The sequence below is a fragment of the Klenkia terrae genome (genome assembly GCF_037083865.1).
Classification (GTDB): Bacteria; Actinomycetota; Actinomycetes; order Mycobacteriales; family Geodermatophilaceae; genus Klenkia; species Klenkia terrae.
Genome location: NZ_JBAPLV010000021.1, coordinates 1 through 14,483, shown reverse-complemented (window position 1 = coordinate 14,483; position 14,483 = coordinate 1). Strand labels below are relative to the sequence as shown.

Genomic DNA, 14,483 nt, shown 5'->3' with positions numbered 1-14,483 from the left:
GTGCCCGCCGCCTCCCCGCCGCCGCCCGGCCGGGACGGCGTCGTCCCCCCGGGGTGGCCCGAGGAGGTCCGGCCCCCCGGCGCGCCGGACTGGGAGCGCACCGCCGTCGGCTGGCTGTACGACCTGGTGCCCCCGGAGTACCGGTCGCACGAGGTCCTGCGGCGCTACCCGGTGCTGCTGGCCCGCTTCGCCGCCGACCACGTCGGCGCCGGGCTCGAGGCGGCCCGCGCCGGGTGGCGGACGGTGCGGGTCGAGCTGGCCGACGAGCTGCCCCCGGAGGCCATGGAGGCCGCGATGGCCGCCTACGAGCGGGAGGGCGCCCGGCTGGCCGCGGCGGCCCGCGCGGTGGAGCTGGTGGGCGGCGCGCTGCGGGGGGAGCGCTGGGTGCCGCGGATGTGACCCCGGCTGCTCCGAGGGCTCCGAACGGGTCGGGGTCGGCCGCCGCGACTACCCTCGGGGTCCCCACCTCAGCTCGAGAGGACCCTGCCCCGCCGTGTCGCTGCTCCGCTCCCTCACCGGGCCCGCCGACCTGCGGGCGCTGGCGCCCGAGCAGCTGCCGGTGCTGGCCGCGGAGATCCGGGACGCGCTGGTCACCAGCGTCGCCAAGACCGGTGGGCACCTCGGGCCCAACCTGGGCGCCGTCGAGCTGACCATCGCGGTGCACCGGGTCTTCGACTCCCCGCGCGAGCCGGTCGTCTTCGACACCGGCCACCAGTCCTACGTGCACAAGCTGCTCACCGGCCGGCTCGAGGGCTTCCCCGGCCTGCGCCAGCGCGGCGGCCTGTCCGGCTACCCCTCGCGCACCGAGAGCGAGCACGACTGGGTCGAGAACAGCCACGCCTCGACCTCGCTGTCCTACGCCGACGGGCTGGCCAAGGCCTTCGCCGTCCGCGGCGACGCCCGGCCGGTCGTGGCGGTCATCGGCGACGGCGCGCTCACCGGCGGCATGGCCTGGGAGGCGCTGAACAACATCGCCGCAGCAGGGGACCGGCCGGTGGTCATCGTGGTCAACGACAACGGCCGCTCCTACTCACCGACCATCGGCGGGGTGGCCGACGCGCTGGCCACCCTCCGGCTGCGCCCGGGCTACGAGCAGGCGCTGCTCGCCGTCCGGCAGTCGGTCACCCGGGCCCCGGTCGTGGGCACCGCGCTCTACGACGCGCTGCACGCGATCAAGAAGGGCCTCAAGGACGTCCTGTCCCCGCAGGGCATGTTCGAGGACCTCGGCATGAAGTACGTCGGCCCGGTCGACGGGCACGACGTGGCCGGCATGGAGTCCGCCCTGCGCCGGGCCCGCGCCTTCGGCGGGCCGGTGATCGTGCACGCCGTCACCACCAAGGGCTTCGGCTACGCGCCGGCGCAGAGCGACACGATCGACGCCTGGCACGCCACCGGCGCCTTCGACCCCGACTCCGGGGTCAGCCCGGCCAGCGCCGGCCGGGACTGGACGACGGCCTTCTCCGACGAGCTGGTCGCGATCGGGGCAGAGCGCTCCGACGTCGTGGCGATCACCGCGGCGATGCTGCACCCCACGGGGCTGGCGCCGTTCGCCGAGCGGTTCCCCGAGCGCACCTTCGACGTCGGCATCGCCGAGCAGCACGCGCTCACCTCGGCCGCGGGCCTGGCGATGGCCGGCCTGCACCCGGTCGTCGCGATCTACTCCACCTTCCTCAACCGGGCCTTCGACCAGCTGCTGATGGACGTCGCGCTGCACCGCCAGCCGGTCACCGTCGTCCTGGACCGGGCCGGGGTGACCGGCTCCGACGGCGCCTCGCACAACGGCATGTGGGACACCTCGATCTGCGCCGTGGTCCCCGGGCTCCGGATGGCGATGCCGCGCGACGAGGCGACCCTCAAGGAGGCCCTGCGCGAGGCGGTGGCGGTCACCGACGGGCCGACCGTGCTGCGCTTCCCGAAGGGCTCCGTGCTGGCCTCGCTGCCGGCGGTCGAGCGGGTCGGGCCGGTCGACGTGCTGCGCCGGGGGGCGGCGCCGGAGGTGCTGCTGGTGGCGTGCGGCTCGCTGGTCCCGGCCGGGCTGGCCGCCGCGGAGCGCGCCGCCCAGCAGGGCATCGAGGTCACCGTCGTCGACCCGCGGTGGGTGCTGCCCGCCTCCCCGGAGCTGGTGCAGATGTGCGCCGGCCACAAGCTGGTCGTCACGCTGGAGGACGGCGGGCGCTCGGGCGGGGTGGGGGAGACCCTGGCCGCGGCGATGCGCGACGCCGAGCTCGACGTCCCGGTGCGCTGCATCGGGCTGCCGCAGGTCTTCCTGGAGCACGGCACCCGCACCGAGGTGCTGGCCGACCACGGGCTGACCGAGCAGGACGTCGCCCGCCGGATCGTCGAGTGGGCCGCCCGGATCGCCGACCGCACCGCCCAGGCCGAGGAGAACCATGCTGATCGCTGAGATCCAGGTCGCGCCGTCCCCGCCGGGCACGCCCGAGGACCCGCACGCCCACGTGGAGGCCGCGATCGCGGTGATCCAGGCGTCCGGTCTGCGCCACGAGGTCGGCGCGCTGGGCACCACGCTGGAGGGCTCGGCCGACGAGGTCTGGGCCACCCTCCGGGCCGCGCACGAGGCCATGCTGGCCGCCGGCGCCACCGCGGGCATCAGCCACGTGAAGATCGCGGAGGTCAACCGCACGATGGACAGCCTGACCGGCAAGTTCCGCTAGGTCCGGCTCGCCGCCCACAGCTGCGCGGCCCGCGCGGCCGCAGCGGCGACCAGCTCCGCCAGCTCGGGGCGGTCGGGCACCGGGAACGACACGTACGCGCCCCGGCCGCCCGCGGTGGGCCGGCCGTAGGCCTTGGCCGCCGTCGTGCCGTCGGGCAGCAGCCGGACGGTGAGGGTCTGCAGGGTGAACTCCTCGTCCCGCCGGACGTCGGTCCACCGCAGCTGCTCGGGGATGGTCACGTTCAGGGCCAGCGCGTTCACCTCGACGTCCACGCGCCCAGCATGGCGTGGTCCCTGCGCACCCCGGGGGTGGAGTGCGCAGGGACCACGCCGAACTCAGGCCAGGGCGCCGGTGCGCCGCAGGTACGGGCTGATGCCGCCCAGCCAGAACGGCCAGCCGGCACCGAGCAGCATGGCCAGGTCGACGTCCTCGACCGCCTGCACGACACCCTCGTCGAGCATGAGGGTGATCTCCTCGGCCATCGCCCGCTCTGCGCTCGCCCGCAGCTCCTCGGCGGTGGGCCCGGTGCCGGTGGAGGTGAACGCGTCGGCCAGCTCGGGGTCGACGACCCCGGGCTCGCTGAACACGGTGGTCTTGCCCAGCTCCACCGTCCGGCGCAGCCCGGTGCCGACGCCGAACCGGTCCGGGAACGCCTCGTGCATGCGCTCGGCGACGTGCAGCGCCACGGCGGGGCCGACCAGCGACAGCAGCTCGAACGGCGTCATCGGCAGGCCCAGCGGGTCCAGTGCCCGCTCGGCGACGTCGACCGGGGTGCCGGCGTCGACGGCGGCGGTGACCTCGCCGAGGAACCGGGTCAGCAGCCGGTTGACCACGAACGCCGGGGCGTTCGCGACCAGCACGCAGGACTTGCCGAGCTGCTTGCCCACCGCGAACGCGGTGGCCAGGGTGGCGTCGTCGGTGGCCCCGGCGCGCACCACCTCCAGCAGCGGCAGCACGGCGACCGGGTTGAAGAAGTGCATGCCGACGACCCGCTCGGGGTGCTGCAGGTCGGCGGCCATCTCGGTGATCGACAGGGCGGAGGTGTTGGTGGCCAGCACGCACTGCGCCGACACCACCGCCTCGACCTCGGCGAAGACCTGCTTCTTCACCGACAGCTCCTCGAACACCGCCTCGACGACCAGGTCGGCGTCGGCGAACGCCGACTTCTCCAGCGACCCGCTGACCAGGCCCTTCAGCCGGTTGAGCGCGTCGGGGGACAGCCGGCCCTTGCCGGCCAGCTTCTCCAGCTCGCCGTGCACCCAGCCCACGCCCCTGTCCACCCGGGCCTGGTCGACGTCGGTGAGCACCACCGGCACCTGCAGCTTGCGCAGGAGGAGCAGCGCCAGCTGGGAGGCCATCAGCCCGGCGCCGACCACACCCACCTTGGTCACCGGCCGGGCCAGCGCCTTGTCCGGCGCCCCGGCCGGCCGTTTGGCCCGCTTCTGGGTCAGGTCGAAGGCGTAGAGCGAGGCCCGCAGCTCCGGGGTCATGATCAGGTCGGCCAGCGCCTCGTCCTCGGCCGCCGTCCCGTCGGCGAAGGACGCGTCGCGGGCCAGCTCGAGCAGGTCGACCGCGCGGACGGCGGCCGGCGAGGCGTTCCGGGTGCGCGCGGCCACGACCTGCCGGGCGCGGGTGATCGCGTCGTCCCACGCACCGCGGTCGACCGGCCTGCGGTCGACGGCGACAGCGCCGGTCAGGACGCCGGCCGCCCACTCCAGCGAGCGCTCCAGGAAGTCCGCGGGCTCGAACACGGCGTCGGCGATGCCGAGCTTCGCCGCCCGCGGGCCCGACGTCATCCGGTTCTGCGACAGCGCGTTCTCCACGATCACCGAGACCGCGGCGTCGATGCCGATCAGGTCCGGCAGGAGCTGGGTGCCGCCCCAGCCGGGCACCAGGCCGAGGAAGACCTCGGGGAAGGCGACGAACGCGCCGCCGGAGATGGTCCGGTGCTGCGCGTGCAGCGCCAGCTCCAGGCCGCCGCCCAGCGCCGCGCCGTTGACGAAGGCGAACGTCGGGACGGCGGCGTCGCGCAGCCGGGCGAACACCCGGTGGCCCTGCCGGGCGATCTCCAGCGCGTCGTCGCGGGAGGAGATCCGGGGCACGCCGGAGAGGTCCGCACCGACGGCGAACACGAACGGCTTGCCGGTGATCGCGATGCCCGCGACGTCGGCGTCCAGCGCTGCGTCCAGGGCGGCGTCCAGCGAGGCCAGCCCGCCGGGGCCGAAGGTCGAGGGCCGGGTGTGGTCGTGCCCGTTGTCCAGGGTGATCAGCGCCAGGGGCTTGTCGACCCCGGGCAGGGTGACTAGCCGGGTCAGCGCCTGCGTGACGACCTCGTCGGGGAACTGCTCGCTCACTTCTCGCCCTCCCAGGCCGGGTTCTCCCAGATGACGGTCCCGCCCATGCCGATCCCCACGCACATCGCGGTGAGGCCGTACCGGACGTCGGGGCGCTCGGCGAACTGCCGCGACAGCTGGGTCATCAGCCGGACGCCGGAGGACGCCAGCGGGTGGCCCACCGCGATGGCGCCGCCCCACATGTTGACCCGCGGGTCGTCGTCGGCGATGCCGAAGTGGTCCAGGAAGGCCAGCACCTGGACGGCGAAGGCCTCGTTGAGCTCGAACAACCCGATGTCGTCGATGGTCAGCCCGGTCGACGCCAGGGCCTTGGTCGTCGAGGGCACCGGGCCCACGCCCATGACCTCGGGCTCGACGCCGGCGAAGCCGAAGCCGACCAGCCGCATGCCGATCTGCAGGCCGAGCTCGGTGGCGACGTCCTCGGCGGCCAGCAGGCAGCCGGTGGCGCCGTCGTTGAGCCCGGCGGCGTTGCCGGCGGTGACGTGGCCGTGCGGGCGGAACGGGGTCTTGAGGCGCGCCAGGCCCTCCACGGTGGTGCCCGGGCGCGGGGGCTCGTCCGCGGTGGCCAGGCCCCAGCCCTGCTCGGCCGACCGGACGGCCACCGGCACCAGCTCCGGGCCGATCTTGCCGGCGGCGAGCGCGGCGGCGTACCGGTCCTGGCTACCGACGGCGAAGGCGTCGGCGCGCTCCTTGGTCAGGTGCGGGAAGCGGTCGTGCAGGTTCTCCGCGGTGGAGCCCATGACCAGCGCGGAGGAGTCCACGATCTTCTCGCTGACGAACCGCGGGTTGGGGTCCACGCCCTCGCCCATGGGGTGGTGGCCCATGTGCTCGACGCCGCCGGCGATGGCGACGTCGTAGGCGCCGAAGGCGATGCCCGAGGCGGTCGTGGTCACCGCGGTCATCGCCCCGGCGCACATCCGGTCGATCGCGAAGCCGGGCACGCTCGTCGGCAGCCCGGCCAGCAGCGCTGCGGTGCGGCCGATGGTCAGGCCCTGGTCGCCGATCTGGGTGGTCGCCGCGATGGCGACCTCGTCCACGCGCTCGGGCGGCAGCCCGGGGTTGCGGCGCATGAGCTCGCGGATGCAACGCACCACCAGGTCGTCGGCGCGGGTCTGGGCGTACATGCCCTTCGGCCCGGCCTTGCCGAACGGGGTGCGCACGCCGTCGACGAAGACGACCTCGCGCAGGGAACGGGACAACGGGACCTCCGCAGGGACGGGGCGCGGCCGGACGTCGGACCGCGTCGCCGAACAAGTTACCCGCCGGTAACCACACCCCGCGAGCCACCCTCACCCCGGCGCCCTGCCCCGCCCTGGCCGCTGCCGCCTGCTGCGCCCGGCCCCGCCGAGGCAAGGGAGCCCTTGCCGAACGCGGTGGCCGGGACCGTTGCGGAAGGGATCCCTTGCCTCGGCGTGAGCGGGAGCGGGGGAGGTGGGTCAGGCGCCGGCGGCGGCGGCGGCGGCGGTGAGGAGGTCGGTGGTCAGGTCGACCTGCCACGGGCGGGCGCCGCCGTCGCGCAGGAACGCGGCGACGGCCTCCGGGGTGACCTCGGCCGGCGGGGACCACATGAGCCGGCGGACCAGGTCGGGGGACAGCAGGTTCTCCACCGGCACCGACCACTGCTCGCCCAGGGCGGCCAGCCCGGCCCGGGCCACCTGCAGGCGCTTGGCGGCCGCCGGGTCGCGGTCGGCCCAGCGGTTGACCGGCGGCGGGCCGTCGCCGGGCAGGCTGTGCGCGGGCAGCTGGCCCTCGGGCACGGCGCGGCCCTTCTGCAGCGCGGCGAACCAGGTGCTGACGATCTTGCGGTTGGCCCGGCCGCGGAAGACCGGCAGGTCGGCCAGCGCCTCCGCGGTCGCGGGGTCCGCCGCCACGGCGGCCACCATGGCCGAGTCGGGCAGCACCCGGCCGGGGGCGACGTCCCGGCGCCGGGCGAGGAGGTCGCGCGCCTCCCACAGCGCCCGGAGGACGGCGAGCTGCCGCCGGCTGCGCAGGCCGTGCATGCCCGACGTCCGGCGCCAGGGGTCGACCCGCGGTGCGGGCGGTCCGGCGGCCAGGATCGCGGCGAACTCCTGCTGGGCCCACCCGGTCTTGCCCTGCTCCTCGAGGATGCCGGCGAGGGCGTCGCGCAGCTCGACGAGCACCTCGACGTCCAACGCGGCGTAGACCAGCCAGTCGGTGGGCAGCGGGCGGGTGGACCAGTCCGCGGCCGAGTGGCCCTTCTGCAGGCTGTAGCCCAGCAGGGACTCCACGACCGCCCCCAGCCCGACCCGCGGCAGGCCGGCCAGCCGGGCGGCGAGCTCGGTGTCGAACAGCCGGGTCGGGACCAGGCCGATCTCGGCCAGGCACGGCAGGTCCTGGTTGGCCGCGTGCAGCACCCACTCGGCGTCCCCGATCGCCGCCTGCACCGGACCCATGTCCGGCAGCGGGACGGGGTCGACCAGCCCGGTGCCGCTGCCGGCCCGGCGCAGCTGCACCAGGTAGGCCTTCTGCCCGTACCGGTAGCCCGAGGCGCGCTCGGCGTCGACGGCCACCGGTCCGGTGCCCCCGGCCAGCGCCTGCGCGTACTCGACCAGCGCGGTCGAGGTCTCGATGACCGGCGGCAGGCCGTCGCGCGGGGCCAGCAGGGGGACCGCGGTGCTCTCGACCGGGGCCTCCGGCTCCGGCGTCGTGCCCGGCGTGGTGCCCGGTGTGGTGTCCGGCGTGGTCACGAGATCACCCCGGAGCGCAGCGCGAGGGCGACCATGTGCGCCCGGTCGCCGGTACCCAGCTTGCGCGCGATGCGGGCCAGGTGGCTCTTCACCGTGAGGGCGGACAGATCCACCAAGTCACCGATCTCCTTGTTCGTGTGTCCCTCGGCGACGAGCCGGAGGATGTCGACCTCGCGGGCCGACAGGTGCGAGGGGCCGTCGTCGGACGCGCCGCGGGTGAGCCCGAGCGCCAGGCTGCTGGCGATGCCGGGGTCGGCGTAGACCTCCCCGCCGAGGGCCACCTGCAACCCCTCGGTCAGCACGGCCAGCGGGGAGGACTTGAGCAGGTAGCCCTGCACCCCGGCGAGGAAGGCCGACCGGACGACGGCGGGTGCGGTGACGTCGGTCAGCACGACCACCACGGGCCAGCCGTCGGCCTGCAGCTCGGGCAGCAGGTCCAGGCCGCACCCGTCGGTGCCGGGGGCGCCGTCGGGGAGGTCGACGTCCAGCACGCACAGCGCCCGCGGACCTGAGACGTGCGCGCGGACCCGGGCCTCCTCGAGCCCCGCGGCCTCCTCGACGTCCCGGGCGCCCAGTGCCCGCAGCCGGGCCGCCAGCGCCTCGCGGACCAGCGGGGCCGGGTCCACGACGAGGGCGGTGGCGTCCGGGGGCAGCAGCGCGCCGTCGGCACGCGGGTGGCCCAGGGTCACGGGGTGGCAGCTCCAGCGCTCCGGCCGACGGCGTGTCTGCGCAGTCGGCCCCTCCATCGCTGCTCCGGATGGAGCAACCGGCTCACTCTAGGAGGTGCTGGTGCCCGTCGCCCGGATGCCGCCGACCGAGCCCAGCAGGTGCACACCCGGCGGGGGGAGACCGGCGGCGTTGCCCAGCACCTCGAGCCAGGCGGTGAGGTGCCGGTCGAGGTCGGTGTCGGCCGTGGTCCAGGAGGCCCGGATCTCCACGTCGACCGAGTGCTCGGGGCCGGCGATGTCGCCGAAGCGGGTGGAGGCGGTGCGGGTGACGGTGCCGCCCAGCGAGTGGTGCGCCGCGCCGTGCTCGGCCAGCGCCTCGACCAGCCAGCTCCAGGCGACGTCGGAGAACATGGTGTCGTCGACCATCGACTCGTCGGTCATCGCGGAGACGTAGCCGACGCACCGGGTGGTGCCGTCCCAGGCCTCGTGGCCGGCCGGGTCGTGCAGCACGATGAACCGGCCGCTGGCGATCTCGACGTCGTCCTCGCCGGCCAGCTCGCCCGGCTCGGCCACCCGCGCGCCGATGGCGTGCGACCAGGGCGCGAGCCGTTGCGGGGCGGGGATGTGCTCGAGGACGATCTCGCTGCGCGCCCGGACGGTGGCCAAGGCGTCGAGGGCGGCCTGGAACTCGGCCGGGGGAGGCGGGCGTTCGCCGTCTGCGCCCGGGCCGCGACCTGGCCTGCGCTGGGGATCCACGACCGAAGGGTAGGTCGCTGTACCGACACCCCGCCCCTCCGACGCGCCAACCGATCATGTACGGAGAGTGAGCGCGGTCGGCGTGTCCAGCTCGGCGTGCCTCCAGGACGCCGTCGCGGTGCCCACCGGACGGTGTGGCGGGGGTCTGGGAGGATGGCTGGTCGTGGGCACAGCAGCAGGAGCGGACACCGTCAGCAGCACCTCGCCGGCCGACTCGGACCTCGTCCGGGCCGCGCTGGGCGGGCCCGTGGGGCGCACCCCGGTGTGGTTCATGCGCCAGGCCGGCCGGTCGCTGCCGGAGTACCGCGAGCTGCGGGCCGGCACCGCGATGCTGCAGGCCTGCCAGGATCCCGACCTGGTCACCGAGATCACCCTGCAGCCGGTCCGCCGGCACGGGGTGGACGCGGCGATCCTCTTCTCCGACATCGTGCTGCCCCTGGTGGTGGCCGGCGTCGACATCGAGATCAAGCCCGGCGTGGGGCCGGTCGTCGCCGAGCCGGTGCGCAGCGTCGCCGACGTCGACGCCCTGCCCGACCTGGACCCGGGCCAGCTGGACTTCCTCACCACCTCGGTCAGCCGGCTGGTGGCCGAGCTGGGCGCGACGCCGCTGATCGGGTTCGCCGGCGCCCCCTTCACCCTGGCCACCTACCTGATCGAGGGCGGGCCCTCCAAGGAGCACGCCCGCACCAAGGCCTTCATGTACGCCGAGCCGGAGGCCTGGCAGCGCCTGCTGGCCAAGCTGTCGCTGTCCGCGGCGGTCTACCTGCGCGCCCAGGTCGACGCCGGGGTGTCCGCCGTCCAGCTGTTCGACTCCTGGGCGGGCGTGCTGTCGGCCACGGACTACGCGACCCGGGTGCTCCCGCACTCCCGCGCGGTCTTCGACGGCCTGGGCAACCGGTCCGCCGGCGAGCGCGACGTGCCCCGGATCCACTTCGGGGTCGGCACCGGCGAGCTGCTGCCGCTGATCGGGGACGCCGGCGCGGACGTGGTCGGCGTCGACTGGCGGGTGCCGCTGGACGAGGCGGCCCGCCGGGTCGGCCCGGGCTACTCCCTGCAGGGCAACCTGGACCCCGCCGTCCTGCTCGCCGACCGGGCGACGCTGGAGGCCGAGGTGCGCCGGGTGTGGCGGCAGGGCCGGGCTGCCCGCGGGCACATCTTCAACCTGGGCCACGGCGTGCTGCCCGACACCGACCCGGGCGCGATCACCCACGCGGTGGAGCTGGTTCACCAGCTGAGCGCCGAGGCGGGAGCCGAGGAGTTCGGAGCGCAGCAGGCATGAGCCGGTGCGTCGTGGTCGGGGCCGGGATCGCCGGGCTGACGGCGGCGTACGACCGGCACCGCCGGCACCCCGAGGACGAGGTCGTGGTGCTCGAGGCCGGTGACCGGGTCGGCGGCAAGCTGGGCCGGGTCCGGCTGGCCGGCGCCTGGTACGACACCGGCGCCGAGGCGGTGCTGGCCCGGGTGCCCGACGCGGTGGGCCTGATGGCCGAGCTCGGCCTGCAGACGCTGGCCCCGCGGACGACGTCGGCCTCGGTGGTGCTGCCTTCGGGCCGCCACCGGCTGCCGGCCGGCACCCTGCTGGGCGTGCCGACCTCGGCCGAGGGCCTGGACGGGCTGCTGTCGGCCGAGGGGGTCGCCCGGGTGCGGGCGGAGAGCTCGTTGCAGCCACTGCACTTCGACGCCGACCGCACCGTGGGCGGTCTGCTGCGCGAGCGGCTGGGTGACGAGGTGGTGGACCGGCTGGTGGAACCGCTGCTCGGCGGCGTGTACGCCGGTCAGGCCGACCGGTTGTCGGTGGCCGCGACCATGCCCGCCCTGGCCGCCTCGCTACCGCGGCACGACTCGGTGCTCGCCGCCGCGGCCGCGGCCCGGGACGCCGGGGCGCGCAGCCGGGAGGCCGCCGCGGGTACGTCCGACGGCCCGGTGTTCGCCACCCTCCCCGAGGGCGTCGGTTCGCTGCCGCAGGCGCTCGTGGACGCCCTGCCGGCCGGGACGGTGCGGCTGCGCACACCCGCGCACACCCTCCGCCGGTCTGCGGCCGGGTTCGAGCTGAGCGTCGGCGCCGACCGCGAGGTGCTCACCGCCGACGTCGTGGTGCTGGCCGTGCCGGCGGGCAAGGCGGCCCGGCTGCTGGCCGAGGTCGCGCCGGACGCCGTCGAGCCGCTCGAGGGCATCCCGTACGCCTCGATGGCCGTGGTGGCGATGGCCTTCCCCGGGCAGGACCTGGCCAACGGCTCGGGCCTGCTGGTGCCGCCGGTGACCGGCCGGCTGGTCAAGGGCGTCACGATCTCCTCGCAGAAGTGGCCGCACCTGGACGCCGACGGTCTGCTGCGGGTCCGGTCCTCGGTGGGCCGGTACCTGGAGGAGGAGCAGCTGCAGCGCTCCGACGAGGACCTGACCGCCGCGGTCGTCGCCGAGGTCGCCGAGCTGCTGGACCTGGACCGGCCCGAGCCGGTGGAGACCCACCTGGTGCGCTGGGGCGGGGGCCTGCCGCAGTACCTGGTCGGCCACGTCGACCGGGTGGCGCAGGTCCGGGAGGCCGTGGCCGCGGTGCCCGGGCTGGCCGTCGCCGGGGCCGCCTACGACGGGGTCGGCGTCCCCGCCTGCATCCGCAGCGCCCGCACCGCCGTCGCCCGGCTGGGCTGACCCACGGCCGGGGGACCGGTCTCACACGACCGGGCCCGCGGGTGGCCGCTGCGGCCGCGCCACAATGGGGGCATGACCGACGCGACGCCTGCAGCGACCACGGGCCCCACGGAGACCGCACCGGAGCAGAAGAGCATCGGCAAGCGGGCCAACGAGCTCAACGCCACCATCCGCTACACGATGTGGTCGGTGTTCCGGCTGGCCCGCCCGTTCGCCGACGACCCCCGCCAGGCGGCGGCCGACGAGCTCGGCTCGCTGGTCGACGAGCTGGCCGGGAAGGACGTCGTCGTCCGCGGGCTGTACGACGTCGCGGGTCTGCGGGCCGACGCCGACCTGATGGTCTGGTGGCACGCGGAGACCGCGGAGGCGCTGCAGGAGGCCTACACCCGGTTGCGCCGCACGGCGCTGGGCCAGCGGCTGGAGCCGGTCTGGTCGCAGATGGCGCTGCACCGCCCGGCGGAGTTCAACCGGTCGCACATCCCGGCGTTCCTGGCCGACGAGGAGCCGCGGGCCTGGGTCTGCGTCTACCCGTTCGTGCGGTCCTACGAGTGGTACCTGCTGCCCGACGAGGAGCGCCGCGACATGCTCAAGGAGCACGGCATGCAGGCCCGGCCCTACCCCGACGTCCGGGCGAACACCGTCGCCTCGTTCGGGCTGGGCGACTACGAGTGGATGCTGGCCTTCGAGGCCGACGAGCTGCACCGGATCGTGGACCTCATGCGCGACCTGCGGGCCTCCCGCGCCCGCCGGCACGTCCGCGAGGAGATCCCGTTCTACACCGGCGCCCGGCGCTCGGCGGCCGAGCTGGTGGCCGGCCTGGCCTGAGGCCGGTCAGGCCGACCCGGGGACCCGGCGCTGCGCGGACCGGCGGTACCGGCGCAGCGCGGCGTCGGTCACTCCGCCGACGACCCGCCCGACGAGCAGCGGGACGGCGACGCACAGGAGCAGGACGACCGAGCACGTGGCCACCGTCGCCCAGTCGGTGGGTCCCGGCGCGCCCGAGGACAGGTCGCCGCCGTCGAGCCCTGCCGAGATGCCGACGAGCATCCACGGCGCGAGCGCCAGGGCGGGCAGGGCGGTCAGCGCGGCGGCGACCACCCCCAGCGCGAGGGCGGGACCGGAGCGGTGGGGTGCGGTGTCCATGCCGACGACGATGCCCGGTCCCGGCCGGGTGCACGTGAGCAGGACTGCTCAGCTGCACCCGGTACCGCGGCTCAGCCGGCGGTGATCGAGGCGGTGAGCCGGGAGCCCCACACGGTCGGGCGCCCGATCGCGACCACCGCGACGTCGATGTCCTCGCCGGCGGCGGTGGTGTAGCTCAGCGTGGGCAGGATCGGTGCGCTCGCCGGACCCCGGCCGCAGCCGACCCGGCCGGGCACCGGCTCGTCGTCGGGCACCGCGTTGACCGTGATCGAGGAGATCGTCGCGTCGGCGAAGATGGGTGAGGCGACGGTGACCTCGGTGTCCCGCTCGCCGGTGGCGCACTCGGCGGTGCCGGTGACGGCGGTGCCGGCGGGGGTGATGAGCACGACCTGGCCCTCGCCCGGGGCCACCAGCGGCAGCGGGGTGCTGGCCGCGGCCAGGGCGTCGTCCCAGTCGGCGGGGTCGAACGGGATGACCGTCGACGTCCACGGCGGTGTGGTGCTGCTGGTGGACACGATGCCCGCGGCCAGCTGCAGGCGCGGGCCGAGCATCTCGGCCCGGCCGTCGCGCTCCCGGCCGAGCACGAGGTCGCCCAGCTCGGTCCACCGGCCGGGGGAGTCCGCCGAGCCCAGCTCGGTCGACCAGCTGCCCAGCGCGAGCCCGCGGTCGCAGCTCTCGTGCGTCGCGCGCACCACCCCGTCCACCAGGGGCAGGACGCCGAACGCCTGGACATCGGTGCCGGCGAGGGCGTCGACGACGGCGTGGCAGGCGGAGGTGATGCCGCTGCCGAGCACCGCCGGGTCACCGGTCGCGGCGATGCCCAGCGGCGCCTCGATCTTCCAGTGCTCGCCGACGCTGCCCCAGGCCGACCCCTCGGGCTCACCGAGCCCGAGGGCGGCCCGGACCTCGTCGGGGATCGAGTCCCACTGCCGCTGCGCGGCGTCGACCTCCGAGCGGGGGGTGCTGCACCCGACCACCCCGGCGGCGACCAGCGCGAGCAGGACGGCGGTGCGCAGGCGACCCATGGCCGTCACCCTGGCGCACCGCCCGGTCCAGCACCTGAGCAGAACTGCTCAGGTCGTGCTCAGCCCTCGGCGGGGGCCAGGCTGATGGAGACGCTGTTGATGCAGTACCGGTCGCCGGTGGGGGTCTGCGGCGCGTCCTCGAAGACGTGGCCGAGGTGGCTGTGACAGGTGCCGCACAGCACCTCGGTGCGGGACATGCCCAGCGACCGGTCGGTCTTCAGCACCACGTTGTCGGCGCTGGTCGGCTCGTAGAACGAGGGCCAGCCGCAGTGCGAGTCGAACTTGGTCTCCGAGCGGAAGAGCTCCGCGCCGCAGGCCCGGCAGTGGTAGACCCCGACGGTCTTGGTGTCGGTGTACTCACCGATCCAGGGCCGCTCGGTGCCGGCCTGGCGGAGCACCGCGTACTCCTCGGGGGTGAGCTGGGCGCGCCATTCCTCGTCGGTCTTGACGACGGCGGGCTGCTTGTCCACGTGCTGGGTCATGCTCCCCACGGTACGACCGGGCCGCCACC

At 75.5% G+C, this 14,483-nt stretch carries 15 protein-coding genes; 6 read left to right on the top strand and 9 right to left on the bottom strand.

Features of this window, described 5'->3' with window-relative positions; translation table 11 throughout:
• The 3 genes from UXQ13_RS17350 to UXQ13_RS17340 all read left to right on the top strand — a co-directional run bounded on the left by UXQ13_RS17350 (position 1) and on the right by UXQ13_RS17340 (position 2,672).
• Positions 1 to 399 carry a hypothetical protein gene (locus tag UXQ13_RS17350; protein WP_336392597.1) on the top strand — a complete coding sequence of 133 codons (399 nt, stop codon included), beginning with the start codon at positions 1 to 3 and terminating at the stop codon, positions 397 to 399.
• A 94-nt stretch (positions 400 to 493) separates the two neighbouring features.
• Positions 494 to 2,404, top strand: coding sequence for a 1-deoxy-D-xylulose-5-phosphate synthase (dxs, locus tag UXQ13_RS17345; RefSeq protein ID WP_336392596.1), 1,911 nt, complete (start codon positions 494 to 496; stop codon positions 2,402 to 2,404).
• A complete protein-coding gene (locus tag UXQ13_RS17340; RefSeq protein ID WP_336392595.1) occupies positions 2,391 to 2,672 on the top strand; it encodes a thiamine-binding protein in 282 nt (93 codons plus the stop codon). The genes dxs and UXQ13_RS17340 overlap by 14 nt, the downstream gene beginning before the upstream one ends.
• On the opposite strand, the gene UXQ13_RS17335 is transcribed toward UXQ13_RS17340, so the two are convergent.
• The 6 genes from UXQ13_RS17335 to UXQ13_RS17310 form a co-directional block, all read right to left on the bottom strand.
• Positions 2,669 to 2,944, bottom strand: a complete 276-nt coding sequence (locus UXQ13_RS17335) for a hypothetical protein (protein ID WP_336392594.1) — start codon at positions 2,942 to 2,944, stop codon at positions 2,669 to 2,671. The genes UXQ13_RS17340 and UXQ13_RS17335 overlap by 4 nt on opposite strands.
• Before the next feature lie 63 nt (positions 2,945 to 3,007).
• Positions 3,008 to 5,026, bottom strand: a complete 2,019-nt coding sequence (locus UXQ13_RS17330; protein WP_336392593.1) for a 3-hydroxyacyl-CoA dehydrogenase NAD-binding domain-containing protein — start codon at positions 5,024 to 5,026, stop codon at positions 3,008 to 3,010.
• Positions 5,023 to 6,225, bottom strand: a complete 1,203-nt coding sequence (locus tag UXQ13_RS17325) for a thiolase family protein (RefSeq protein ID WP_336392592.1) — start codon at positions 6,223 to 6,225, stop codon at positions 5,023 to 5,025. The genes UXQ13_RS17330 and UXQ13_RS17325 overlap by 4 nt, the downstream gene beginning before the upstream one ends.
• 237 nt (positions 6,226 to 6,462) lie before the next feature.
• Positions 6,463 to 7,734 (bottom strand): HRDC domain-containing protein, encoded by a 1,272-nt coding sequence (locus tag UXQ13_RS17320; RefSeq protein ID WP_225235363.1) that lies wholly within the window; start codon positions 7,732 to 7,734, stop codon positions 6,463 to 6,465.
• Positions 7,731 to 8,423, bottom strand: a complete 693-nt coding sequence (locus tag UXQ13_RS17315) for a response regulator transcription factor (protein ID WP_225235364.1) — start codon at positions 8,421 to 8,423, stop codon at positions 7,731 to 7,733. Before UXQ13_RS17315 ends, UXQ13_RS17320 begins: the two co-directional genes overlap by 4 nt.
• 87 nt (positions 8,424 to 8,510) lie before the next feature.
• Positions 8,511 to 9,158 carry a DUF3000 domain-containing protein gene (locus tag UXQ13_RS17310; RefSeq protein WP_225235365.1) on the bottom strand — a complete coding sequence of 216 codons (648 nt, stop codon included), beginning with the start codon at positions 9,156 to 9,158 and terminating at the stop codon, positions 8,511 to 8,513.
• A gap of 163 nt (positions 9,159 to 9,321) precedes the next feature.
• On the opposite strand from UXQ13_RS17310, the gene hemE reads away from it, so the two are divergent.
• From hemE to hemQ, 3 genes are all read left to right on the top strand, one after another.
• Positions 9,322 to 10,437, top strand: coding sequence for a uroporphyrinogen decarboxylase (hemE, locus tag UXQ13_RS17305; RefSeq protein WP_225235366.1), 1,116 nt, complete (start codon positions 9,322 to 9,324; stop codon positions 10,435 to 10,437).
• Entirely contained in the window at positions 10,434 to 11,804 is a 1,371-nt protein-coding gene (hemG, locus tag UXQ13_RS17300; RefSeq protein WP_225235367.1) for a protoporphyrinogen oxidase, read from the top strand. The genes hemE and hemG overlap by 4 nt, the downstream gene beginning before the upstream one ends.
• Positions 11,805 to 11,876: 72 nt before the next feature.
• The gene (gene hemQ / locus UXQ13_RS17295) at positions 11,877 to 12,629 is read left to right on the top strand and encodes a hydrogen peroxide-dependent heme synthase (RefSeq protein ID WP_225235368.1); all 753 of its coding nucleotides are present in this window, start codon (positions 11,877 to 11,879) and stop codon (positions 12,627 to 12,629) included.
• A gap of 6 nt (positions 12,630 to 12,635) precedes the next feature.
• On the opposite strand, the gene UXQ13_RS17290 is transcribed toward hemQ, so the two are convergent.
• The 3 genes from UXQ13_RS17290 to msrB all read right to left on the bottom strand — a co-directional run bounded on the left by UXQ13_RS17290 (position 12,636) and on the right by msrB (position 14,454).
• A complete protein-coding gene (locus tag UXQ13_RS17290) occupies positions 12,636 to 12,947 on the bottom strand; it encodes a hypothetical protein (protein ID WP_225235369.1) in 312 nt (103 codons plus the stop codon).
• Positions 12,948 to 13,018: 71 nt separating this feature from the next.
• A complete protein-coding gene (locus tag UXQ13_RS17285; RefSeq protein WP_336392591.1) occupies positions 13,019 to 13,972 on the bottom strand; it encodes a hypothetical protein in 954 nt (317 codons plus the stop codon).
• Positions 13,973 to 14,031: 59 nt separating this feature from the next.
• Positions 14,032 to 14,454 (bottom strand): peptide-methionine (R)-S-oxide reductase MsrB, encoded by a 423-nt coding sequence (gene msrB / locus UXQ13_RS17280; RefSeq protein WP_225235371.1) that lies wholly within the window; start codon positions 14,452 to 14,454, stop codon positions 14,032 to 14,034.
• Between the last annotated feature and the right edge of the window lie 29 nt (positions 14,455 to 14,483).